Consider the following 24,576-nt stretch of genomic DNA (forward strand, 5'->3'; position numbering starts at 1 on the left):
TTTTTCTAAGGTAATTTATCTTCCGATTCCCAGATACGCCATTACCTGCTCTTCTTTCTCCCGCATTTCGTTCTTGTCTGCCTCCTTCATATGGTCATAACCCAGAAGATGCAGCACACTGTGTGTAAACAGATAAATGATTTCCCGTTCAAAGGCATGTCCAAATTCCTCTGCCTGACGCTGTGCCTGTTCTTTACAAATTACCACATCACCCAGACAAATTTCTCCAACTTCCGGAAGCTCATCGAGGTCATCAAACTGTGGGAACGAGAGCACGTCAGTAACCTTGTCCGTCTTTCTGTAATCCCTGTTCAGGCAGCGAATCTCCTCTTCACCTACAAAGGTAACACTGATTTCGCTGCGATCTTCATCGATACCTAAAAGGGTAAGACAGCGTCCGAACGCCTTTTCCATAGTCTCTAAAATCTCTTTGCCGACCTGTTGTTCTTCTTCAAAAAATATTTTCATCTGGTAAACCTCAATTATTCCTGTATTTCTTCCGGGTGTTTTTTATAATAGATATCATAAGCGTTAATAATTTTCTTTACTAACTCGTGACGCACTACATCGACATCTTTCAGATAACAAAAGTCGATGTCCTTTACATGCTTTAGCACTCGCTCAGCTTCCACCAGACCGCTTTTCCTGCCTCTTGGCAAGTCTATCTGGGTCACGTCACCAGTCACAACGACCTTAGAGCCAAAGCCCATTCTGGTCAGAAACATTTTCATCTGCTCCCTTGTGGTGTTCTGCGCCTCGTCCAAAATAATGAAAGCGTTGTCCAAAGTTCTGCCTCTCATATAGGCCAGGGGCACCACTTCGATTGCTTCTTTTTCCTTGAGCCTCAGCGCATTTTCTCTGCCCAATACATCATAAAGAGCATCGTAAAGCGGTCTTAAATACGGATCCACTTTTTCCTGTAAATCTCCCGGCAAAAATCCTAGACGTTCTCCTGCCTCTACTGCCGGTCTTGCCAGAATGATTTTCTGAACTTCCTTATTTTTAAAAGCACTTACCGCCATAGCAACTGCAATATAAGTCTTTCCCGTTCCCGCAGGACCAATTCCAAACACAATATCCTTCTTGCGAATGCTGTTTACATACTCTTTCTGTCCGATGGTCTTTGGACGCAGAGGTTTTCCCTTGCTAGTAAAGCAGATAATATCCTTGCTGACATTATTTTCTCTATAAGAAAGTCCCTGCTTCTCAAGACCTATGATATAGTTTACTTTCTGAACATCCAGGTGTTCTCCGCTTCTTTGTACCGCCATCAGTTCCTTTAGGATATTCTCCGCCAGCCCGATTTCCTCTCCTCGAAGAAGAAGACTATCATCTCTTTGGAAAATCTCAACACCTGTGTTATCCTGAATCAAATTCAAATTGGCATCCATATTGCCAAAAAGCTCAATCCGATCTATATCATCCTCTATCTGAATTCTCTTTAGTTCCTCGCTTGCCTTTGTCAATTACAATCTCCTTTTCTACGCCAACTCTCTGGCGAGTTTCTACAGTTCCATACACTCTAATTTTACCTTTTTTTTCGTCAAAGTAAAAGTCTTTATTTAAAATTTCAGCGTTTTTAGGTGTATTTTCTTTTATCCAATCCCGTAAAAGGGCTTCCGCCCGCTTTTTTGACTCCCCGGCATCCATATAGAAGGAAAAATAGTACGGTACTCTTGCCACAATTTTGCCGTCTGCATGAGTATAGTGCTCCAGTTTTGCGTCCTCCTCCACCGGATAGGAGGGATGCTCTATCGGCACGGTACCTGCGATAAGAATATCTCCTTTTTTCACAAAATCGTTCTCGGCTACAAGCGCCCTTCCTTTATAGGTGTAAATTCGCTCGATATAGCAGTCTTGATCGCTGACAATATCACAGGGCTTTTTACTATTTGCGGCGGCAGCTGGTGCCTGTTTACTTTCCGAAATCTGCACTTCTACATAGCCGCCTTCATAAGCCACCCTGCTCCAGACGATAGTATCAAAGTTTTGAAATAGTTTTTTCTCTATATCATCACAGTCAAAACGGCGCAGTGCTCCCTCGTAAAGCCCCTCTTCTGCAATCAGTTCCCTGATACTGGTTTCCGTAATGGTTTCACACCCAATAATATTAATTTCCCGTACAAAGAGTGTCTGTGCAAAGAAAAATAACAGAAACACGCAGATTCCTGCAATCATCATCTTTCCTGCCTTCAATTTTTTAAAAAGGCAGACTGTACCGCCTTCACCAATCTGCGTGATTTTGTATTTGCTCCCTGCCAGTTTTTTTAAAGTGCGCAGACCTTCCTTGCTGACTGTAAAATAAACTTCAGTTTCGTCTTTATAGCGGACTTGACGCAGCAGAATGCCCTTTGCTGCTGCCTGCGAGAGAATCCTCTCCGGCTTAAATCCCTCTAGTTTAACGTTTACCCGATGTTTTATAAAATTCGATTCCTGTGATTTCGCCCTCAAGTTCCATTCGCCCTTCCCAAATTTCACTGATGATAAAACGGTCGCCCGTCACCGTTACATAGAAACGCCCCGTATCTACCGTCACCTGCGTGTCGCTTATTAGCACCACCTGTTTCACATTTTCGATGATGGCAGTTTTCGCAGAAGCTGTAATCTTCGGTCCTCTTATATCAAAATCATATGTAATCTCATTTAGCAGTTTCATAAAAAAAGCATATGACATCAACAGCTCACATATGACAAAGATTTGGGAATAAAAGAAAAGGGAAGAGGCTCCCATTTTTATTGTTGCAGAAATACCCCCGATTTCGGATAACTTTCCCCTCTCCATTGGTACTGTTTTTCACTGCTACCTCTCAGAAATTTTTCCATTTCAGGTCTCATCAGTTCCGGATAGTCAGTAATAATCCCGCTAACGCCCATCTGCAAATACTGTCTGGCTTTCTCAAAGTCATATACCGTCCAGACATATACAGGCAACCCGTGAGTTCTCGCCTGATACACCAGCGAATAACTGATTTGATTTTCTTCCGGTGCAAGAAAATCTATATCATACTTCCAAATGGAGTCATCAATATCTCCAGAAGTGCCAAAGATGCAATATCCCACCCACCATTCAGGATGTGCTGTTGTAATAGGATAAATGCAGTCATAATATAAGGACATAAAAATCGTCCGATCACCAAAATCAAATTTTTCCACTAATTTAATAACAGCCGCCGCCAGTTCCTTCTCATTACCGCCCGACGGTTTCAGTTCAATGAGAAGACCCATACCACTTTTCGCATTCTTTGCAAACCGGATGGCTTCCTCCAAAGTCGGAATCCGTCCTTCCTCCCCCGGATGATTTCTATCTCGAATCTTTCGCGCCTGCAATTCTTTCAAAGTCAAATCTGCCACATTAACCCGCTCCCCGGAAAGACGCCAAAGATTAGTGTCGTGAATCAGCACCGGAACACCGTCTTTCGTTAACTGCACATCCACTTCTGCAAATGCGCAGTTCAAATCAGAAGCTCCCTTTACCGCTTCCATCGTATTTTCAATACCTGCACTGCTTCCCCGATGTCCGATAATCCAAGGCCTGTGAACATCTGTAACAGGTGATAATGCACCTGCTGCAACATAAACTGCAACGCCAAAAAACACTGTAGCTGCCAAAACCATATTCCGTTTCTTTTTCATCTTTACGCTAAAGGCTCTGCCGTGGCGACCTAAAATCTGCAATACAACAGCCCAATCACTTTCCCACACCGGATAATGGTTCCTCTCTCTACCCTCATAATTCTCCCAAACAACAACAAGCAGATAAACACTGCCTGCCAAAACTATGACGGAGACCGCTGTGAAGGCAAGCCAAATGAGAAAATCCAGCCAAAATCCCTGGGTATGTACCAAATACTTGGCAAAATCCAGATCGAAGTCCTTATATTCCAATCGTTTCCTACTGGTAATCCACGTAATATACGGCGTTGCAAAGAAGTAAAAAATCGCCCCGCCTGTTGCTGTCACCTTATACTTCCACGCCATCTTTTTCAAAAGCTTCAAATTACTGCTTACGGCTGTAAGCAATGTTTGCTGTCCCATCACCATATAAATCGGAACAAACATAGTCAGCAAATACAGAATAAAATGCGCAGCATAGATTGCCAGTACGCCGACAATGCCAATAAAACTTCGAATCATTTCTCCCTGAATAAACCACGGAATCTCAACCACAGGTACCATGGTGCTGGTCCAAAGTATATTAGTAAAAGGAATTACTAAAACAAAAACGAAAGCCGACAGAATCAGGTTCCAGCCTTTCAGCGAGTTAAAATTCCAAACAGAGCCTTTGAGAACCTGTGGCAGTTTAAATTCCTCTCCATCCCTGCATAACTTTACGATATGAATAACTACTGCATATTCGTAAAACACCAACATACCAGCACATAAAAATAATGCTGTAAAGATGAGGAATCCATTTACGCTGGAAAAAGTTGCAATAATATCCTTGTTAAAGTTAAGACCTCTGGAGGCTACATAAGTCTGATAAATCTCATTCATCAACGGGTTTGCCAGACAAATGATAAACAGTTTGTATAAAATTTCAAATTGAATCACTTTCTTTAACACTTTCCTCATGTTCCGTCTCCTCCTTTGTCAATTGATTTCTATTTTACAATATCGCAGCCTTGTGGACAAGTATCTCTTTAAGAAGCTGCCAACGGCTAAAGTTGCAAAAATTTATCTCTTCTAAATAGAAAAAACAACCTGACATTTTGTCAGGTTGTCCTGTTTTCGTATTTTGTGCTTTATGACAGAAATTCCATCACAACTTCTTTTACCAAGGAGCCGTCCGCAAGACCCTTGACCTTGCCCATAACAGGCCCCATCAGCTTACCCATGTTCTGCTTGCCGCCTTCAATTCCCAGTGCGTCTGCAGTTTCCTTGACAATCTCCATGACTTTTTCCTTGGATAATTGTTCCGGTAAGTATCTGTTCAGAATTTCTATCTCCGCGTTATATGCTTCTGCCAGATCTGCTCTTCCAGCTCTTTCAAAATCAGCGAGGGCATCCTTACGCATTTTTACCTGCTTGGATAAAATTGCAATAATGCCTGCGTCGTCCAGTTCTTCTCTGTTATCCACCTCATACTGCTTAATGGCAGCACGAGCTAAACTGATTGTACTCTTAGCTGTTTCATCATGGGCTTTCATTGCCTCTTTAAAATCAGCCATTAATTGTTCTTTTAAAGTCATTTACTATCACCTCGATCCTAAATGACTAGTATTTCTTAGCCTTTTTTCTAGCAGCTTCAGACTTTTTCTTTCTCTTTACGCTTGGTTTTTCGTAATGCTCTCTCTTTCTGAGTTCGCTCATAACGCCGTCTCTTGCGCATGATCTCTTGAATCTCTTCAGAGCGCTTTCCAAACTCTCGTTTTCTCTAACGATTACCTGTGCCATATTCCAATTCACCTCCTGACTAACTTGAAAATAATTAGCTGTGAACAGTCTTTTGCCTATAACGGAACTATTATACTATTTTTGGCGGCGATAGGCAAGTCTAAAATTAAAAATCTTTTTTTACATTTTTTGCCCGAGTACAAACATTCTGCCTGTGCTGGTCCCTTTCCTTCAGCCTAGTCTCAAAATCAGCGGCACTACAATCGGCACTGCTGCGCTTTGCACAACCCCGCTGATAAAAGAATATATGGCAATGTCGCTTCTCGTGGAACGTTCGATAATCGGCAGGCAAACATCCATAGACGAACATGCCGGCACCGCCATTGCCTCCAGATATCCTATCTTTTTTGCCACCAGCGGTACAATCAAAATTGATATAAACTCCCGCATAACGTTGTGCATAAAGCAAATAGCACTTGCGGTCACAAGTCCTGCTTCCATAATCAGTCCCGGTGCAAAGGTATACCAGCCAAAACCGCCGCCCACTGCAAGGGCTTCCTGCAGCGAGATTTCGGAAAGAATCGGCACACAGACCACCGCCCCAATCAGGGTTCCTGCCATCACTGCCACTGGAAAGAGAAATACACGCACGCCCACCTGTCTAAAATGCTGCATCGCTGTACCGTCCACGCCCATATCAAAGCCGACAAAAAACAGCAGTACGCAGAGTCCTTTATCATCACGTTAATTAGATTTGAAAAAACTTCCATATCCGAAAAAATATGTGGTATACAAAAATGTCCAAAGAGCAGTCCGCCCGCCACACAAAGAACGATGATAGCAGTCATGAAGTTCATCTTGTTGTCCGAAGATTCTTCGTCTGCGTCTCCTTCGGTTTTTATTTCCGTTTCCGACGTCATTTCTTGCACCATCCCGCCGCGGTCTTCCTTACTTTGAAGATTTCCAAACCGGTCAATCCCCATCAGTTTACGAACTGCCGTCATGGTTATGATGGAAAACAAAATGATGGAAATCGTTATAATCAGCGCATAGAGTCCAATTGAATTGAGATTCTCCACCACCTCTCGGTTAGCACCCATTCGCATGCCCATGGAAAAAATCAATATGATAATCGCAAAGGTCTGCAGTCTTCCAGTCCATCGAATCAAAGTCTCGTGATTGCGCAGTTTGCTCCCAAAGAAATAACCAATTACCGCCATCGACAGGTATAGTGCTAAATCCGCCATGCCATATCTCCTTTTTTAACATGCTATGGTTCATTATAATATAAAAACAACAGGCTGACAATAGTTGCCAACCTGTTCTATAAAAAGTATCATTAGCCATCAATACTGACAAAATGATAGCAGCGTGTAGGATTTTGTCAGCAAATCGTAAAGACCCCGTCTTAATACGCCTGAAAACCTGACAGTACTGACAGAATCAAAAATAATTGTCAGTCCTGTCAGGTTTTTTGATAAAAACACAGACAAAACTGACAAAAATCTAAAAAGCTGTCAGCTTTGTCAGTTCCAGAAAATCATTACACGTTTTCGTGCGTTTTACGTGATTTGTTCTCATTGTTTCTGTTATGCCGTCACAAAGCCCAGCGCGATAAATCCAACTGTCGCAATAGCAAAGGGAAGTGCTACAAGCGGTCCCGAAGTACGGAAATACTCTGCATTGGTAATTTGTGTAGAAGCAGAAGTCAAGATAACTGTGTCTGAATACAGACAGATATGACCGCCAGAGGATACTGTTTCACGTAAGCATCTATGTCCGACCACTCCCCTTCCTCCTGCGTACCCAAAATCAGTTGAATTTTTTTATGCACTGGCATTCCACTGTCTTTCATCGCTTTCATTGCGTAAAGAGAAGCAATAATTGCGCCTTTATCGTCCAAAGTGCCTCTTCCGTACAGTTTGCTTTCCTTTTGTACGAGAACAAAAGGAGGCGTCTGCCAAGCTGCTAGATTCCCCGCCGGAACGACATCTACATGCGCTAAAATCCCCACTGTTCAAGTGGCTGGCTGCTATAATGCACCTCTGTAATCAAGCAGTAGTCCTCCTGCTCCAAAATTGCACTTTCACTTAAATTGGACGGGCTCAACTTCTGTATGCCTGCAACGGAAAGATATCTCTTGAGCTTTGGCGCTTCCTCATTTAAATCATAGTAAAAAGACATAGATACACTGCCCCAGTCCTCTTTATCAAAATCAAAACACTCCTGCAAATACCACACCATATGGCTTGCTTCCTCAAAACATCCCGGTCTTCTGAACTCCGCCGGCATAGAGCCAATCTGAAATTTTCCAAGAAGAAGCAGTTCGCTTCTGTAGATATACCGAGGGCTTTTGAAATTTCTCCTACGGTCAGATACATGACCTGCCTCCTTGTCTGCTGTATTATTGTGCAACAGTCCGTTGTACTTTTTATGCCAGTTCTTTTTCTAGTTATTCGTCCCAAGGTTATTATACCATTATTTTTTACTTTTTCAATATATGTGGATAACGGTATTACATTCATCTACCGCCACATTCCCCATCTCTACCAAGGAGAATATCAAGACCGTGAGGCAGTGCCGGCAGAATAAATTCCAGCTGCTCTTTTACCGCCTTAGGGCTTCCCGGCAGATTGATAATCAGCGTCTTTCCACGGAGGACTGCGACTCCGCGAGAAAGCATCGCTTTTGGCGTAATTTCAAAAGATTTAGCGCGCATATACTCTGCAATTCCCGGCACATTTCGCTCTGCCACTGCAAGGGTTGCTTCCGGTGTTACATCTCTAGGTGAAAGACCTGTGCCTCCGGTCGTCAAAATTAAATCCAGCTTCTCTACATCGCAGAGATTACGCAGGGTCTGTTCGATTACAGACTGCTCATCGGGAAGTAATACACTGCAAACAACCTGATAACTGTCTTCTTCAACGTCCTCCAGCAGCTTTATGATGAGAGGCCCGCTTTCATCTTTTCTCTCGCCTTTAGCGCCTTTATCGCTAAGGGTCATTACTGCCGTTCTGTACGTCTGATTACTGATGTAATTTTTTTTCTCTGAAAATGACATGACCGCTTTTGCCTCCTTCTTTTTCTTCAAGGTGAATTTCTCCGATCTCCATGAATTTATCCATGGCTTTACACATGTCGTAGACAGTTAACAGCGCCACGCTGACTCCCGTTAGTGCCTCCATTTCCACGCCGGTTTTTCCGCTGGACTTCGCAGTACAGATACAGGTAATAATGCAATGGATATCATCCAGCATCCAGTCCACAGAAAGCCCTGCCAATGGCAGCAGATGACACATAGGAATCAGCTCCCACGTCTTTTTAGCCGCCATAATCCCCGCTGTGGTTGCAACTGTCAGCACATCGCCCTTTGCAACGCAACCCTCTATCACCGCAGCATAAGCCTGCTGTGACATCTTGATACAGCCTCTTGCTACAGCGCGCCGCTCTGTTACATCCTTTTCTGCCACATCTACCATCCGCGCATTACCCTTTTCATCAAAGTGTGTCAGCTTCATGTTCATCCTCCGTTATCACTTCCAGCCTATCTCCGACTTTTACTTTTCCACCCTTGATTACCTTTGCAAATACGCCTTCTGTCGGCATAATACATTTGCCGACAGCCTGTGCAATGGCGCATCCGTGATGACATTCTTTTCCGATTTGCGTAAGGACCAGTTTCGCATCTCCAATCTGAAATATACTGCCAAGGGGAAGTCGTGCAAAATCCACGCCGCTTACCACCAAATTTTCACCAAAATCCCCATCATCCACTGAAACTCCCAGCGCCTTAAAAGCCTCTATCTTTTCCCAGGAAAGAAGGGAAACCTGCCTATGCCACGTTCCTGCATGAGCATCGCCTACAAGACCATGGTTTTCCAAAAAAACTGCCTTTCCCACGTTTTTCTTTACAGTCCCCTTTTTTTCACTGGTACACACTGCTTTTACAATTCCTATCATTGTCATCCTCCTATCTGGTACATACTGCGCGTTTCACTGTTGCCTGTATCTGATGTGCAAAACATATGCCGGCTGGGCTTGCTGAAAATTCCATCTGTAATTGCCGACAAAATCTCTGTATCCGTCGCCTTTGACCGCAAAAGCTTTCGCAGATCAATCCCCATACTATGATGCAAACAGGGTTTTAAGAAGCCTCCGGCAGTCAATCGAATTCGATTACATTCTTCACAAAAACTATGGGACATTGGACTAATCATGCCGATTCTTCCACAGAATCCGTCCAGCTTGTAATAAACTGCTGGACCGTTACCCCGCTGCTCAAGTGTCAGCTGCGGGGTGCCGTAAACCTCCTCCAATACTTTCAGCACCGTCTCTTGTGTATATCCTGCAAAATTCTTTCCAGGTCCCATAGGCATCATTTCAATAAAACGCACATCCATAGGATAGTCCTTTGCCAGGGCTGCCAACGATGCAATTTCATTCAGGTTATATTCTGCCAAAGTCACTGTATTGACCTTGACCGCAAGATTTTCTTGTTTACAACAGGCGTCCAGAGCCTCAATGACCTGCTTTAATTCTCCTCCTCTTGTGAGAGTTCGATAGCAATCCTCCTTCAGCGTATCTATACTGATGTTAATACCGTCAATTCCTGCATCTAACAAGTCCGGCAGCTGCTCCTTGAGTAACAGACCGTTGGTTGTCAGAGTTACTTCTTGGATTTCAGAAATCCCCTTAAGGCCTCTGACGAGGTGGGAGATATTTTTTCGCACCAAAGGTTCTCCGCCTGTCAGCTTTATTTTGCGAACGCCGCATTTTGCAAACAAGCCGGCCAAACGAAGAATTTCCTCAAGGGATAAAATCTCTCCATGCGCACATGGGTCGATTCCTTCAGGCGGCATACAGTATCTGCACCGCAAATTACATCGATCTGTCACTGAAAGGCGCAGATAGTCTATATTTCGTTCAAATTGATCTTTCATTTTTTCTCAAAGCCTCCATCCCTGTACTTTACCACTGCATGACCACAGTGAGTCAATCTGCACCCTCTGTTTTCGTCAAAATCTTTATTAGCAATGTGGCATAAAAAGGCGCTGGCAATGCCGGTATGTACCACAACTAAGAATTTTTTCTCCTTGGGATGTGCCTCCATCATTCGAAAAAGGGTTTCCTCCATCCGGCTTGCTGCCTCTGCAAAGGTTTCCCCTGCTGGCGGTGGCACTGACGGGTGCAAGCCCCGCAGTGCATACTGCAACGGAAATTCCTTTTCAATCTGTTTGAAATACATACCTTCCCACAGCCCCATGTCCATTTCAGAAAGCCCGCTTTCCACTCGAATTTCTCGCGTGCCTTCAGCTAATACCACAGCTGTCTGTTTGCTTCTTAGAAGCGGGCTGCAATAAACTGCTTTTACACTTTTGACTCTGCGAAAAAAGGAGGTTTCCATCAGTTTCTCAACCTGTTCAAATCCGGAAGGCGCTAAGGGTGGGTCGCTGCCTTTTCCCAGACAGACTCTACCGTTTTCCTGTAAAATTGAAACTCCATGGCGCACCAAATAAAAAGTTCTGTCACTCATTTTAATTCTCCGTTTTTTCACCTTTCCTTAGGGCAGCCCGCACTGCAATCATCTCCGCTGCAATGCTGACAGAAATTTCCGCCGGTGTCTGTGCACCGATGGAAAGACCGATGGGCGAATGAATTCTTGCAATATCCGCTTCTGAAAAGCCATCACCAAGAAGCCGTGTACGTGTTGTCTGCACTTTGCTTCTACTGCCGATCATCCCCGTATAAGCTGTGTGCTTTTCCAAAACTTGACGCAGCACCGTATAATCAAAGGCATGACCGCGGGTCATAATCACCGCAAAGTCTGCTTCGTCCAGCCGCAAACGATCATTAACACAATCAAAGGATCCGCAAATAACTTCTTTTGCCAAAGGAAAATCTGCCGGATCTGAAAACTCCTCCAAGCTGTCATATACGACACAAGAAAAATCTATTCCGCTCAGCAGCGGCACCAATTTTCTGGCAATATGACCTCCTCCGAAAATGTAGACCTTTCCTTTCACTGCCAGCGGCTGAATGTAGTAGCTTCCCGTCTCCCTCCAAGAAGCTGCAGCCGCCGTGCTCAAACAGTTTAAGTACTGAATTGCAGACTTTGCCCCTGCTACCACTTCCGTCTCTGAAAGGACGCTGACAGTGCTGTGCTGCCTTTCATCCACCTCAAATACAATCCAGCGGTTTTGGTTGCTTTCTGCCTCCTTGCAGATAGTTTCATAAAGAGCGCAGTTTTCATCTGATGGTGCGATATACTGCAAATATACTCTGATATCGCCGCCGCAAATCATTCCCAAATCCTGTACATCATTGGGGTGCAGCATGAAAAAATCCGTTTTAGAGCGGCCTTTTTTCATCACATCCGCCGCCATCTTGGAAACCCTATGCTCCACAGCTCCTCCGCCGATTGTTCCAAAGCACTGTCCACTTTGACTGACTGCCATACTAGTACCTGCGCCTCTGGGCGCCGAGCCTTCGCTTGAGATAATCGTAATCAGCGTACACGCCTTTCCTTCCTCCAAGTTTTCCTTAATAAATCGACAAATCTGCTTCATTTCTACCTCCTGTTAACGTCTGTACCAGTCAAAACAGCCCGAAAATATTTCCTGACCGCAAGTTTTAAGCTGTTTGCAAAACAGCTCATAGGAACCGATTAACTGCCTGCAAGATGGCGTTAAGGTGGATCCTCCGCCTCCTATCCCGCCCGAATTTTTGCAAAGCATGGAAAATCCGGCTCGTCGCTCTGCATTTTTAATAAGCTTCCACCCGTAGCTATAGGCAATGCCCATTTCCTCACATGCTTTTTTTAATGAACCTAAGCGATCCACAAAATTCAGCAAGTAAACCAATTTTTCGTCAAAAAATATCTCTCCATACTGCAAAGACACCTGACATGTAAAGGTAAAAGGTGTCACCCTGCTTCCCATAAGCGTTTCCCTCTCCCAAGCCTGTTTCTTCTCCACTAAAAGACGATAGTCTTCCTTCGTATCCATGTCCATAAGTACAAAGGGATCCTCCACCGCTATCTCTGTGACAGCCTGGATTTTTTTTAACGCCCCGTAAAGCCCTTCCCGTCCGTCATGGGAAAGAATTTTCTCATAAGCAGCCTCCGAAAAAATCACAGGATGTCCGCTGATACCGTTATGCACAGGATATACGACGCCTTCACTTTTTTCCGCTGCGCAAAGGAGCTTCTCCACGGTTTCTTCTGTCACCGCGGGAATGTCTACCGGCCACAGAATCACGTGCTCCGCCCTGTCTTTCATATAGTCAAATCCCATGCAGATGGAGTCGAACATATGACTTTTCCTGTATGCGCCGTTATATAAAATAGTAATATCTTCCTGCTGCAAAGCATAGTTCATCTCTTCAGCCCGATATCCTGTTACCACTGCAATTTCCGTCACCTGCTTTGCTTTGAGCAGATGCAGAATAGATTGCAATACTGTAGTTTCTCCAAAAGGCATCAAAGGCTTAAAATTGCCCATACGTGAAGACAGTCCTGCCGCCGGTATCACAGCAGCAAAGGTTTTTTTCTTCATCGCTCAGTACCTCCCAAATGTACAATTGGGAAAATGACAAACCTCGCACAGTTGACACAGTCCCCCTTCTGCTAAGGCCAGCATATCTTCTTTTGTTATTTTCACATCAGTAAACAGCTGGGGCAGCAATACGTCTAAAACTGTAACCGGCAGACTGATAGCCGCTCCCGGTACGCCGACCAGCGCAGCTTTGCCCAAATAAGAAACCAAGGTCATATTGCCCGGCTGACTTGGCACACCATATGTGATAATCTCAGCACCACACGCTTTGATTGCCGCTGGTGTCAAATCATCAGGATCTACCGACATACCGCCTGAGAAAAGTAAAAGTTCTGCACCCTGATCCAAATATGACTGCGCCGCTTTGACAATCTGCTCCTGTCTGTCATCGCAAATTGTTGCGCCAAGCACTTCACAAGGAAAAGCTGTCAGCTTCTTTTTCGCTACCATTTCAAATTTGTCGGCAATTCGTCCCTCATATATTTCCGACCCGGTGATGATAATACCGACCTTTTTCTTTTTATAGGGCAAAAGAGCCAACAGGTTTTCATTCTGACATAGTTTCTCTGCCTGTTCAATTTGCTCTTCCGTTGTCACCAGCGGTATGATTCTCATAGAAGCCAGTCTGTCTCCTTTCTGAACGGGATAATGATCCGGCAAAGTCGTTATAGTAATGTCACCTATTCGATTTATTTCCGAAAGAAGTCTGCGGTTTACCCGAAACATTCCGGAGGTATCTGCTTTCAATACCATTTTTCCTTCAGATGGTCCCTCGTAATGTGCATCCTGCAACGATGCCATAGCAGCAAGGCGCTGTGCCGCCTCCTCTTCATGTATTTCCCCAGCCTTATCTTCCCAAATAAAAATATGTTTCTTACCGATTGCCAATAAAGCTTCTATATCCTTCTTAGAAATCACATGTCCGCGGCGAAATGCCGCACCTTTAAATCCGTCTCTCATGGCGGTAATATCGTGACATAATCTTTGTCCGACGGCATCTTCTACTCTGATTTTTTTCATTTTCCATTTTCCTTCCTTATTTACTCTGTCAGCAGCATGATGGCAGCAGGCGGCAAATAAAGCTCGACCTCTGTACAGTCCTTCTTCTGCATCCCATCTAGTCCAAAAGGCAGCTGGCAGCGCAGAATCGTTTCTGCTTTTGCCCCATGGGGTCTAAGCAAAAGAATGAAGCAGTCCGGATTTTCCAAATACCCTTCTACTGTACATTTGCAACGATTTTCCCTTGGATCCTCTGGTCTTGCCAGTCTGAGATCCCCTTCTCTGATTCCAACATAGCAGGCTGCGCCGGCTCTGTCCTGCGCCTTCTTCGCCCAAAGCTTTAGATTCCAGTCCTGCGCATATACCCATCCGCCCGATTGACATATTGCCCGAGAAAAATTTCTGCAGCCTAAAAGCTGTGCGCCTTTTTTCGTTTTGGGATTGCGATAAAGCTCTGTCTTTTCTCCGATGTTCTCTATAACGCCTTCACCCATAACTGCAATACGACTTGCCATACGATAACTCTCCTCTATATCGTGGGAAACCAAAATGGCAGTTTTTCCAAAGTCTTTCAAAAGCAGCTTAATCTCCTGCTCCATCCTCTGACGAAGATGAGAATCAAGCGCCGAAAAGGGTTCGTCCAAAAGCAGTATTTCCGGAGCTGAAAGCAACATTCGGGCGAGGGAAGTTCGCTGTCTTTGTCCACCGGAAAGCTGCGCAGGATAGTGATTCATCAAATTCTTTAATCCCATTCGTTCAATCATATCCAAAGCTAAGCTTTTCCGAAGGGATTTTTTTCTGCGATAAGCGCCTGCCATAATATTTTCCAGTACCGTCATTGAGGAAAACAAGGCATAATCCTGAAACAAAAGCCCCGTATGCCTCTGCTGCGGCGGCAAGTCGATACCCTTTGCCGAATCAAATAGCACCTTTTGATTCAGTACAATCCGGCCACAATCCGGTTTTTCAATTCCTGCAATGCATTTCAGCGTCATAGTCTTTCCGCACCCTGAAGAGCCTAATATTGCCAACGTTTCTTCACCTGCCTGAAATTGTACTGACAGCTGAAAATTCCCAAGTCTCTTTTCAATATCTACTTCTACGGCCACTTTTCTTTCCCCTTTCCTGCTTTCTTTCCAGCAGATTCACAGCTAAAAGTACAATAAAGGAAATACCCAAATTGACAAGTACCCACCTGCCCGCTAGCCCGTCCTGTCCGGTCTGCCACAGTTGGTAAACTGTCGTTGAAATTGTAGCGGTTTTTCCCGGCATGTACCCTGACACCATACTGGTTGCTCCATATTCGCCAAGACCTCTTGCAAAAGTCAAAACCGTTCCTGCAAGAATTCCCTGTCTGCATTCCGCCATACGAATATGCCAAAAAACATACGTATCCGTCAGCCCTAAGGTTCTGCCCGCATATGCCAAATTTTCATCGAAGGATTCAAATGCACCTCGCGCCGTTCTATACATCAGCGGAAAAACGACTACTGCAGTTGCAAAGATAGCAGACCACCACTGCATAGTCAGTTTGACATCGAACATCTCAAGAAGCCAGCTTCCAACCATTCGCCTTGGACCCAGTATTTTCAGCAGCAGAAAGCCTATCACCGTAGGCGGCAGTACAAGGGGCAGGGTTAGAGCTACGTCTAAACAGCCTTTGACAAGTCGCGGTAATTTGGAAATGCAGTATGCCGCAGCAATCCCTGAAAAAAATACCAAAACTGTACTGATTAAGGCAATACGCAGCGAATTCAGCAGCGGAAACCAATCCATACTTTTCTCTCCTTCTATACTTCAAGTTATCACTGCTACACGGGTGTAAAGCCATACTTTAAAAATACAGCAGCAGCTTCTTCGCCCTGCAAAAAGTCTAAAAATGCTTTTGCCTCTTCAAGTTTTTTTGATGTATCCAGCAAAGCCGCCGGATAGATAACCTGTCCGCACATCTTTTCCTCCGCAGTATCCACTACGGTTAATCCCGCAGTCTTTGCATCTGTCTCATAGATAATGCCGCAATCTACCATTGCCTCTGTCAACTGGGTTGTAACTTCTTTTACATTGCTGCCGTAGGTAATCAGTCCTGCCTTAGACAGCGCCTGTTCTGAAAGCCCCAGGTAATCCAAAATCTTCTGAGTATACTGCCCTACAGGTACATCGCTGTTACCCATGGCTAAAATAATCGTTCCCTCTTCAAGCCCTTTTTTTAGATCCTCAAAGGATTCTATTTCTGCGGGATTTCCCTCCGGCACTGTTAGAACCACCTTGTTCTCCAAAATATCAAAGCGGCTGTCCTCTACACGGTCAGAAAGAGCATCCATCTGCTGCTGGGCTGCGGATATAAAGATGTCGCACGCTCCACCTTCTTCAATTTGGGTCAGCAGCGTTCCTGAAGAGTCGAAATTAAATACCAGCTTTACTTCTTTATTCTCCTGCATATATGTATTTCCAAGTTCTGTCAAGACTTCAGTCATAGAAGCTGCTGCAAATACGTGCAGCTCTGCAGGCTCTGTTTCTTTCTCCCTTTCTCCGCAGCTCCCAAGTAAAAGCAGAAGTATCATTGTCAGCAATATTGCTGCCTGTTTACATGTTTTTTTCATCGCTTGCCTCCTCATCATACCGTTATATTCCTACAAGAATAACGGTGCTTCCAGTAAAGCAGGAATTCTTTCATTCCTGCCTTACTTTTCCATATTGGTTATATCAGCTTTTCCAAAGTTCTGCGGGTTAGTACTTCTAGCAGATGTACCTTATAGGCATTTTCTGCAAGGGGTACACAATCTTCAACAGCAAGGGCTGCTGCTTCCTCTGCTACTTGGCGAGTCAGATCTTTTCCGCGAAGAAACTCTTCTACTTGGTGCATCCGCTTTGGAACCGGCGCTGCCGCTCCAAATACGACTCTGATGTCCTTGACCTTCTGTCCGTCCATATCCGCATTTAACGCGATGCTTAGGATTGGGAAATCGATGGACTTTCTAGTTCTATGCTTGTAGTAAATCTGCTTGTTTCCGGCTGCCGCTTGCGGCACACGAATTTTCGTAACGATTTCGCCTTTTTCCAGCACGGTAGAGCCCATAACAGCCGCCTTAAAGAAATGCTCTGCCAAAATCTCCCGTTCATTTGTTACGATCATCGCATCAAGTGCAATTAGGGCTGTGCCTACATCCGTAGGACTGACAGCTACACATCCGCAGTTTAAGCAGCGCTCTGCCTCCTGCAAAATTTCTTCTATGTTGAGGGTCGTAGAAATTTCTTTATACAGTTCCCGCTCCTCTAAAGGTGCATTGGCAGTCTTTGCTTTTTCCGTTTTCTGCAGCGCATATGAGCTGAAGGAGATTTTTTCGCCTCTTTCAGTCTGTACCACTTCCTCCATTCCGCCGATGGTTTCGCAGATGGACTTTGCACAGTTTCTTCCTTGGAAAATTGCCTTGACTGCAGTTGCCGGGCCATAGGCTGCATCTCCTGCTGCAAAGATTGCTTCTTCAAAGGTCTTTCCGCTTTCTTTTTCAGAAAGCGCAATCAGTCTGCCGCCGCTGCTTAAGGACTCAAAGCCTTCTAAATCAATGGTCTGTCCGATTGCAACTATGACATTATCTGCCTCAAGCTCTCTGGTTACATCCTGAACCGGCGCAATATTCCCAAGCCCCGTTTCATCCTCATCGATTTTTTCCATTTGCTGTAGTACCAGCGTTTTAACTTCTCCGTTTTCTCCTTTGATGACCTTCTGCAAGGTGGTCAAATCCAGAATTTGTACGCCCTCTTCCAGCGCTTCTGTAATTTCCTCCTCTTCTGCCGGCATTTCGTCATATGGCAGAATACTCAGCAGAGTAACTTCCTTTGCTCCCATCTTTCTTGCACTTCGACAAACGTCGAAGGAAGTATTACCGCCGCCGATAACGACTACTTTTTCTCCCAGCTTCTGCGGTACTCTGTCCGCTGCTTTTTGCAGAAATTCAAGGGCATTGAGTACGCCGTCTGCATCTTTTCCCTCAAATTCAAGACCCAGTGAAACCCATGCACCGATTCCTACAAGAACAATATCACATTCCTTGTATAAATCTTCCAGTGTAACAGTTTCTCCTACCTTGGTATTCATCCTGAAGTTCACACCCAGACCCAGCAAGATTTCCTTATATCTTGCCAAGATTTCCTTTGGCAGTCTGTAGGACGGAATTCCGTAATACAGCATACCGCCGATTTCCGGATTCTGATCCAGTATCGTCACTGTATGTCCCGCCTGCCGCAGATAAAATGCCGCTGATAATCCGGCAGGACCACTGCCGATAACGGTAACCTTTTTGCCGCTTTCTTTCTTAGGCGGGGTAATGAAATCTTCCGGATGTTCCAGCACATAATCGCCGAGAAAACGTTCTGCTTCCCTAACGGAGACACTTTCATCAAATTTCTTTCTGTTGCAGGTCTGCTCACAGGTATGAGGACAGATTCTGCCCGTTACCGCTGCCAATGGATTGACTTCAAAGAGAATCTTTGCAGCACCTGCAATATCGCCGCTGCGCAGCCGCTCCATATAAGCCGGTATGTTGGTAGAGTTTGGACACTCCACTTGGCACGGCGGATCGCAGACTTTGAAAGCTCCGAAAACTGAATGATATAGATTGTTTCCTACCACTGCGTTGCAGCGTTCTCCGCCTTTTCTAAGACAGTTAAACTTATCGCCCTGATAGCGATAATACCAGCAGCGTACCTGTTGGCAGATGTTGCCGCCGACTGTCGCAACGTGTCTGATTTGTGGCGATGCAACTGTTCTTGCCGCCTCTGCCAATGCCGGAAAAATTTGGTTGATTTCCGCATTTTTCTCAATTTCAGAAAGTGTTGTTGCCGCGCCCAGCGTTAAATAGTTTTCATCTTTGATAATACCTTGTAAATCCTCCGCCTTTTTCAAAGATACTATTTCATTAATTTGCTGTGGCAAAATGCCTTCCCTAATGACGCCGATCAGGTCTGTGCCGCCTCCCATAGGCCAGGAGGAATCACCTTTTTCCTTCAGCAGCGCGGAAGCTTCCTTTGCACTTCCTGCATAATATACTTCTAAATCTTTCATGCTCTGTTTCCTCCCTTTTCCATCAGTTTATTTAAAACTTTCGCAGGTGTAATGGACTGATCGTCAATTCTGATTCCCACAGCATTATAAATTGCGTTGGCAATAGCTGCACCGGCGCCTGTAAATGCCCCTTCTGCCATGCCTGCAGCGCCATATTTTCCAAGACCTTTCCATTCCTCTATCAAAACAGGGGTAATCTGTTTTGGAAAATCTGCCATGGTCATCATTTTATAGTCGATATAGTTATTGTTTAAAACAGTTCCAGTCTCTTTATCGTAGTGAAGTTCTTCAAAGAGGACTTCTCCGATTCCCATGGCCTGTCCGCTGATCTGATGACTTTCTGCTCCGGAGGCGTGCATAACGCAGCCCACATCATTGAGGACTACCATATCGGTTACCTCAACCTGCCCTGTTTCAATATCTACCTCTACATCTGCAAACCATGCGCCAAACGGCAATCCTGCTTCCTCTCTCACATTATGGCGCGCATGGTGAATATGAATCGGTACACAGTCGGTATGCAGCATGAACCATTCAACACCGATACGGTTTTCCGGCTTTACCTTTTCAAAGACATACCCGTCTTCGATTTCCAATTCTTCCGGACTTTTTTCCATATATTCGCCGACTCTGCGCAGGATTTCACTCTTTAGCTTCTGCGCACCTTCTGCCATCGCCTCTGCGTAAAGGAAAGAAACGACACTGTCTGTCGGTGCATTATCCCGCAGTCCCAATTCCGTATCGCCAAGTGGTGTCCACAGAATATCTTCCGGTTTAATATTGAGATAATGCAGATTTTCTGCACAGGCAAAGACTGCCGCACTGTTGCCGCCAGCCCCTGTTTCTGAGGTTGGCGCTTGAATAATTACCGACATATCCGGATTCAGTCTGATGCTCACTTCATAGAAGCCGCGCGTTAATTCATTAAGTTCTGCATGCCACTGATTCCATACAGCTACACCCATGCCACGTTTTTTACATCCTTCAATCAACTGCCCTTCACCGGCCTTATGGCGATTTTTCCAGCCGATTATTTTTGCACCTTCGTCCAGCACTCTGCAAATACTCCGATTCTTTTCCCCCGGCCAATTAAAGTCATTGGTGCAGTTCAGCTTAATAATATCTATCACATCAATGCCGGTTCTTTCCGCCAGTTCATCTAACAGCGACATAAAGCACCAGCAAAGCTGCACATTCCCGATACCGCGTACGACACCACCCGGAACTTTATTTGTAAACCAAGTATAGGAATACAGGCTGACATGTTCAACAGGAGCAAAGGCTCTGTTCATGGTTTCACTGACAATGAACTCTACATTATGGTCACAGCCGCCGATATATGCGCCGCTGTTTCCCTCTGCGATCATTTCCATACCGGTAATCTTTCCGCTATTTGTGCAGGCTGCTTTAATTTTATATCGATTTTCACTTCGGGTTTCGTGAAACTCTTCATGGTTTGTCATCTTATATCTGACAGGCCTGCCTCCCGCTCTTTTTGACAGATACGCAGTAATCATAAAGAAGATATCTTCCCCAGTGTTCCATTTACCCATATGTGCGCCGCTGTTTCCGTTTCTGACACGGATTTTATTTAACGGAACGTGGGTATAATCGTGCAGATACATTCTGGTTTGGTCACTCATATAATGGTTGGTCCAAACGTCCATTTTGTCCTCATCCCAGCGTATCACGCAGCCTCTGTACTCCAAACAGCCATGGGTGCTGACCCCGCCATAGGTTTTTTCTACCTCCAGTACAAAGTCAGCTTCCCGCAAAGATTTTTCTACATCTCCTCTCTTATAGAAGAGATGGTTCTCAATTCCATCTTCACTGTGTCTAAGCTGGTTTGTAGAAGGGTTCAGTTCCGGATGCAAAATCGGTGCATCCGGCTTTTTCGCCTCATCCATTTCATATACAGCCGGAAGAATTTCCCACTTAATGTCGATTAGTTTTAAAGCTTCATCTGCAATTTCAGGGGTTTCAGCCGCAACTGCAACTCCCATATGATCTCCGACCCAAAGACCTGTCTGCGGTAAGAAATCCCTGTCCCAATAACGCGTAATCGTATCCGACTCTTTTGGCGTAATGGCAATATCTGTCCACGCATGGGTGGTTCTGCCAAGCGCCCGGATTTCTTCATCGTCATAGCGAAGCACTGCAAAAACGCCCGGCAGTTCCTCGGCTTTCGTCGTATTCATCTTTAAAATTCTTGCATGGGGATACGGGCACTGCAAAATCTTTGCATAGAGCATGCCCGGCAGTTTTCCCTTCAAGGTGATATCATCCAAATACTGGGTTTTCCCGAGGGTCTTCTCCTTGGCATCAATCTTCGGACGATATGTACCCATATAACGTTTTTGCTCTCTCGGCACATAGGCAATCCTATCTTTACTCATTTGAAGCCTCCTTTGCCTCTTCCCTGCACTTGCAAATATGGTCTGCGGCTTTTTCTACCGCTTTGTGGATTCCGTGATAGTAACCGCAGCGGCAAATATGACCTGACAATGCTTCCGTAATTTCTTCGTCTGTGGGATTTGGATTTTCATTGAGTAAAGAATGCGTTTCCATAACAAAGCCCGGCGTACAAAAACCACACTGCATGGCAGTCCCTTCTCCGGGTCCGTATGTATTGACAAAAGCATCAACCACAGGATCGCTTCCATCTAAGCCCTCTATAGTCAAAATATCACATCCATCTGCATCGGTTACCAGCATCATACACGAAAGTGCTGATTTACCATTTATTAAAACCGTACACGCACCACAAGCACCCTGCTCGCAGGATACGCGTACGCCTGTCAAACCGAAGTGTTCTCTCAGCACCTTTGACAGTGTATCCGCCTCTTCATAATCCCTTCCCTTTTTCAAGGCATAGGCACGTCCATTTACATTCATTTGAATTACATCTTTGTTCATTTTGTTTGCCCCTTTCTCTCCATGGCAATCACTTTTTACTTATACCTATAAATACAGCAAAAAATATGCCAAAGGCTGTTTTCATGATTTTCTGTTGTTTTTCAACCCTTTTCGGGTCCCCATCTTTTTCTTTCGCCGGCGATAGTTTCTAAATTGAAACATTTATCGATTTTAGTTTCATTTTTGTAACTTCACAATTTTATCAAGTACAGCCTCCGGCGTAATGGACTGCTCGTCAACCCTTATCCCCACCGCATTATATATGGCGTTTGCAATGGCTGCTCCCGTTCCCGTAAAAGCGCCTTCTGCCATGCCAGCTGCACCATATCTGCCAAGTCCTTGCCATTCTTCTACCAAAATCGGTGTAATCTGCTTTGGAAAATCCGCCATGGTCATCATCTTGTAATCGATGTAGTTGTTATTGAGTATTGTTCCTGTTTCAAAGTCATAGTGCAGCTGCTCCATCAGCACCTCGCCTACGCCCATAGCCTGTCCGCTGATTTGATGACTTTCTGCTCCGGAAGCGTGCATAACACACCCCACATCGTTGACAACGACCATATCGACAACTTCTACATTGCCCAGCTCTGTATCCACTTCAACTTCCACAAACCAGGCTCCGAAAGGAAGCCCCGCCTGTTCTCTCACGTTGTGTCTTGCATGATGAATATGAATCGGCACACAATCTGTATGTAGCATAAACCACTCTACACCGACTCTGTTCTCCGGATTAGCTCGCTCATAGACTTCCCCGTGTTCAATGTCTAAAAGAGAAGGTTCTTTCTCCATGTATTCGCCGACTCTGCGCAAAATTTCAGCTTTCAATTTCTCTGCAGCCTCTACCATTGCCTCGGCATAAAGGAAAGAAATTACACTGTCGGTTGGCGCATTATCTCTTAATCCAAGCTCTGTATCGCCAAGAGGCGTCCACAAAATGTCCTCCGGTTTTACATCCAGATAGGCAAGATTTTCCGCACAGGCAAAAACTGCGGCGCTGTTGCCTCCTGCACCAGTCTCTGAGGTTGGCGCTTGAATGATTACAGACATATCGGGATTTAATCGAATGCTGACTTCGTAAAACCCTCGTGTCAGCTCGTTTAATTCTGCGTGCCATTGATTCCAGATAGCTACTCCCTTGCCTCTTTTCTTGTACCCATCAATGAAAGGACCCTTGCCTGCCTTGTGGCGATTATCCCAGCCGATTGCCTCTGCGCCGAGGTCTAACACCTTGCAAATGCTGTGATTGGCTTCTCCCTGCCAGTTGACATCGTTACCACAATTCATTTTTAAAATTTCCAGCACATCAATGCCCGTTTTTTCTGCCAGTTCATCAAGCAACGCCATGAAGGTCCAACATAGCTGCACATTACCAATGCCGCGTACCACGCCGCCCGGAATTCTGTTGGTGAACCAGGTATAGGAATGCATTCGGATATGGTTTACCGGCGCAAAGTCTCTGTCCAGCACTTCCCGTACCAGAAACTCCACATTATGGTCGCAGGCTCCAATATATGCCCCCGTATTACCCTCGCAAATCATATCCAGCGCCAGCACCTTTCCTTCCTTGGTGCATCCGGCCTTTACTCTGTACCGATTTAGATTTCTTGTCTCATGGAATTCCTCATGGTTGGTCATCTTGTAGCGCACCGGTTTTCCTGCCCGCTTAGATAAGTAAGCTGTAATGATGAAAAAGATATCTTCTCCTGTATTCCATTTTCCCATATGTGCGCCGCTGTTTCCGTTTCTGACGCGGATTTTGTTAAGAGGCACGTGGGTGTAATCATGGAGAAACATTCTCGTCTGATCGGACATATAGTGGTTGGTCCATACATCCATCTTGTCCTCTCTCCAGTCGATGACACAGCCACGGTACTCCAAGCAGCCGTGAGTCGATACCCCACCATAGGTCTTGTCCACTTCTAAAATAAAGTCTGAAGCTTCCATATTTTTGTCCACATCTCCGCGACTGTAGTAAAGATCGTTTTCAATGCCATCTTCACTGTGGCGCAGCTGGTTTGTCGTCTCATCTAATTCCGGATGAATGATAACCGCATCTGCTTGTTTGGCTTCCTCCATCTCATAAATAGCGGGCAAAATTTCCCACTTGATCTCCACCAGTTTTAGCGCCTCTTCAGCAATCTCCGGTGACTCCGCTGCAACTGCTACGCCCATATGGTCGCCAACCCAAAGTCCTGTTTCCGGCAAAAACTCCCGATCCCAATATCGCATGACGGTGTCGACATCCTTCGGTGTAATCGCAATATCTGTCCAGCAATGGGTAGTTCTTCCTAATGCGCGAATTTCCGGATCGTCACATCGAAGCACTGCCCACACACCAGGCAAGGCCTCTGCTTTTTCCGTATTCATCTTAAGAACCTTCGCATGTGGATAAGGACACTCTAAAATCTTTGCATAGAGCATTCCCGGCAGTTTTCCCTTCAAGGTAATATCGTCGAGATATTGGGTTTTCCCCAAAGTTTTCTCCTTAGCATCAATCTTTGGCCTGTATGTACCCATATAGCGTTTCTGTTCCCTTGGTACATAATGGGTTTTTACTTTCTCCATGACTTTCTACTCCTTCCTCCATATATCTTTATATAAAGCAAAATATATGCCAGTACTCTTCTGCGCAGCATAACTCTCTGTCCTGCTGTAAATTTCAATCCTTTCAACTAAATCATGTTCTCTCCAACGTTCCTTTTATTGTTTCAA

The 24,576-nt window shown here is 45.0% G+C and carries 26 protein-coding genes; all 26 read right to left on the reverse strand.

Going from position 1 to position 24,576, the window contains the following annotated elements:
* Window positions 1-15: 15 nt before the first annotated feature.
* The 26 genes from ybeY to NFR88_RS11205 all read right to left on the reverse strand — a co-directional run bounded on the left by ybeY (window position 16) and on the right by NFR88_RS11205 (window position 24,429).
* Window positions 16-468, reverse strand: coding sequence for an rRNA maturation RNase YbeY (gene ybeY / locus NFR88_RS11080; protein WP_251615970.1), 453 nt, complete (start codon window positions 466-468; stop codon window positions 16-18).
* Between the two features lie 14 nt (window positions 469-482).
* Entirely contained in the window at window positions 483-1,466 is a 984-nt protein-coding gene (locus NFR88_RS11085; protein ID WP_338546607.1) for a PhoH family protein, read from the reverse strand.
* On the reverse strand, window positions 1,420-2,451 hold the full coding sequence (locus NFR88_RS11090) for a sporulation protein YqfD (protein WP_160200427.1): 1,032 nt from the start codon (window positions 2,449-2,451) through the stop codon (window positions 1,420-1,422). Before NFR88_RS11090 ends, NFR88_RS11085 begins: the two co-directional genes overlap by 47 nt.
* Window positions 2,399-2,656 carry a YabP/YqfC family sporulation protein gene (locus NFR88_RS11095; RefSeq protein WP_160200428.1) on the reverse strand — a complete coding sequence of 86 codons (258 nt, stop codon included), beginning with the start codon at window positions 2,654-2,656 and terminating at the stop codon, window positions 2,399-2,401. Before NFR88_RS11095 ends, NFR88_RS11090 begins: the two co-directional genes overlap by 53 nt.
* Before the next feature lie 77 nt (window positions 2,657-2,733).
* The gene (locus tag NFR88_RS11100; protein WP_160200429.1) at window positions 2,734-4,572 is read right to left on the reverse strand and encodes a glycerophosphodiester phosphodiesterase family protein; all 1,839 of its coding nucleotides are present in this window, start codon (window positions 4,570-4,572) and stop codon (window positions 2,734-2,736) included.
* A gap of 170 nt (window positions 4,573-4,742) precedes the next feature.
* Complete coding sequence (locus NFR88_RS11105) at window positions 4,743-5,189, reverse strand: GatB/YqeY domain-containing protein (RefSeq protein WP_160200430.1); 447 nt, start codon at window positions 5,187-5,189, stop codon at window positions 4,743-4,745.
* Window positions 5,190-5,214: 25 nt separating this feature from the next.
* Window positions 5,215-5,394 (reverse strand): 30S ribosomal protein S21, encoded by a 180-nt coding sequence (gene rpsU / locus NFR88_RS11110; protein ID WP_022146591.1) that lies wholly within the window; start codon window positions 5,392-5,394, stop codon window positions 5,215-5,217.
* A 171-nt stretch (window positions 5,395-5,565) separates the two neighbouring features.
* The gene (locus NFR88_RS11115; RefSeq protein WP_251615974.1) at window positions 5,566-6,009 is read right to left on the reverse strand and encodes a LysO family transporter; all 444 of its coding nucleotides are present in this window, start codon (window positions 6,007-6,009) and stop codon (window positions 5,566-5,568) included.
* The gene (locus NFR88_RS11120; protein ID WP_251615976.1) at window positions 5,955-6,581 is read right to left on the reverse strand and encodes a LysO family transporter; all 627 of its coding nucleotides are present in this window, start codon (window positions 6,579-6,581) and stop codon (window positions 5,955-5,957) included. Before NFR88_RS11120 ends, NFR88_RS11115 begins: the two co-directional genes overlap by 55 nt.
* 461 nt (window positions 6,582-7,042) lie before the next feature.
* Complete coding sequence (locus NFR88_RS11125) at window positions 7,043-7,348, reverse strand: M20/M25/M40 family metallo-hydrolase (RefSeq protein WP_251615981.1); 306 nt, start codon at window positions 7,346-7,348, stop codon at window positions 7,043-7,045.
* Window positions 7,336-7,749, reverse strand: coding sequence for a hypothetical protein (locus NFR88_RS11130; protein WP_251615982.1), 414 nt, complete (start codon window positions 7,747-7,749; stop codon window positions 7,336-7,338). Before NFR88_RS11130 ends, NFR88_RS11125 begins: the two co-directional genes overlap by 13 nt.
* A 106-nt stretch (window positions 7,750-7,855) precedes the next feature.
* Window positions 7,856-8,425, reverse strand: coding sequence for a molybdopterin adenylyltransferase (gene mog, locus NFR88_RS11135; RefSeq protein ID WP_307726238.1), 570 nt, complete (start codon window positions 8,423-8,425; stop codon window positions 7,856-7,858).
* On the reverse strand, window positions 8,361-8,852 hold the full coding sequence (gene moaC, locus NFR88_RS11140; protein ID WP_251615985.1) for a cyclic pyranopterin monophosphate synthase MoaC: 492 nt from the start codon (window positions 8,850-8,852) through the stop codon (window positions 8,361-8,363). Before moaC ends, mog begins: the two co-directional genes overlap by 65 nt.
* Window positions 8,833-9,294 carry an MOSC domain-containing protein gene (locus NFR88_RS11145; protein WP_330588358.1) on the reverse strand — a complete coding sequence of 154 codons (462 nt, stop codon included), beginning with the start codon at window positions 9,292-9,294 and terminating at the stop codon, window positions 8,833-8,835. Before NFR88_RS11145 ends, moaC begins: the two co-directional genes overlap by 20 nt.
* Window positions 9,295-9,296: 2 nt before the next feature.
* On the reverse strand, window positions 9,297-10,274 hold the full coding sequence (gene moaA, locus NFR88_RS11150; protein ID WP_251615987.1) for a GTP 3',8-cyclase MoaA: 978 nt from the start codon (window positions 10,272-10,274) through the stop codon (window positions 9,297-9,299).
* A complete protein-coding gene (locus NFR88_RS11155) occupies window positions 10,271-10,867 on the reverse strand; it encodes a histidine phosphatase family protein (RefSeq protein ID WP_251615990.1) in 597 nt (198 codons plus the stop codon). Before NFR88_RS11155 ends, moaA begins: the two co-directional genes overlap by 4 nt.
* Before the next feature lies 1 nt (window position 10,868).
* A complete protein-coding gene (locus NFR88_RS11160) occupies window positions 10,869-11,900 on the reverse strand; it encodes an XdhC family protein (RefSeq protein ID WP_251615992.1) in 1,032 nt (343 codons plus the stop codon).
* A 12-nt stretch (window positions 11,901-11,912) separates the two neighbouring features.
* Entirely contained in the window at window positions 11,913-12,887 is a 975-nt protein-coding gene (locus NFR88_RS11165) for an NTP transferase domain-containing protein (RefSeq protein ID WP_251615994.1), read from the reverse strand.
* Window positions 12,888-12,890: 3 nt separating this feature from the next.
* Window positions 12,891-13,907 carry a molybdopterin-binding protein gene (locus NFR88_RS11170; protein ID WP_251615996.1) on the reverse strand — a complete coding sequence of 339 codons (1,017 nt, stop codon included), beginning with the start codon at window positions 13,905-13,907 and terminating at the stop codon, window positions 12,891-12,893.
* 20 nt (window positions 13,908-13,927) lie between these two features.
* On the reverse strand, window positions 13,928-14,995 hold the full coding sequence (locus NFR88_RS11175; RefSeq protein WP_251615998.1) for a sulfate/molybdate ABC transporter ATP-binding protein: 1,068 nt from the start codon (window positions 14,993-14,995) through the stop codon (window positions 13,928-13,930).
* Window positions 14,973-15,662 (reverse strand): molybdate ABC transporter permease subunit, encoded by a 690-nt coding sequence (modB, locus tag NFR88_RS11180; RefSeq protein WP_251616005.1) that lies wholly within the window; start codon window positions 15,660-15,662, stop codon window positions 14,973-14,975. Before modB ends, NFR88_RS11175 begins: the two co-directional genes overlap by 23 nt.
* 35 nt (window positions 15,663-15,697) lie before the next feature.
* On the reverse strand, window positions 15,698-16,486 hold the full coding sequence (modA, locus tag NFR88_RS11185; protein WP_161909383.1) for a molybdate ABC transporter substrate-binding protein: 789 nt from the start codon (window positions 16,484-16,486) through the stop codon (window positions 15,698-15,700).
* A gap of 98 nt (window positions 16,487-16,584) precedes the next feature.
* Window positions 16,585-18,948 carry an FAD-dependent oxidoreductase gene (locus NFR88_RS11190; RefSeq protein WP_251616008.1) on the reverse strand — a complete coding sequence of 788 codons (2,364 nt, stop codon included), beginning with the start codon at window positions 18,946-18,948 and terminating at the stop codon, window positions 16,585-16,587.
* Window positions 18,945-21,344, reverse strand: coding sequence for a xanthine dehydrogenase family protein molybdopterin-binding subunit (locus NFR88_RS11195; RefSeq protein WP_251616011.1), 2,400 nt, complete (start codon window positions 21,342-21,344; stop codon window positions 18,945-18,947). Before NFR88_RS11195 ends, NFR88_RS11190 begins: the two co-directional genes overlap by 4 nt.
* A complete protein-coding gene (locus NFR88_RS11200) occupies window positions 21,337-21,864 on the reverse strand; it encodes a (2Fe-2S)-binding protein (RefSeq protein WP_251616013.1) in 528 nt (175 codons plus the stop codon). Before NFR88_RS11200 ends, NFR88_RS11195 begins: the two co-directional genes overlap by 8 nt.
* Window positions 21,865-22,041: 177 nt before the next feature.
* A complete protein-coding gene (locus tag NFR88_RS11205; RefSeq protein WP_251616015.1) occupies window positions 22,042-24,429 on the reverse strand; it encodes a xanthine dehydrogenase family protein molybdopterin-binding subunit in 2,388 nt (795 codons plus the stop codon).
* Window positions 24,430-24,576: the final 147 nt, after the last annotated feature.

It is taken from the genome of Senimuribacter intestinalis, assembly GCF_943192965.1.
Classification (GTDB): Bacteria; Bacillota; Clostridia; order Peptostreptococcales; family Anaerovoracaceae; genus Senimuribacter; species Senimuribacter intestinalis.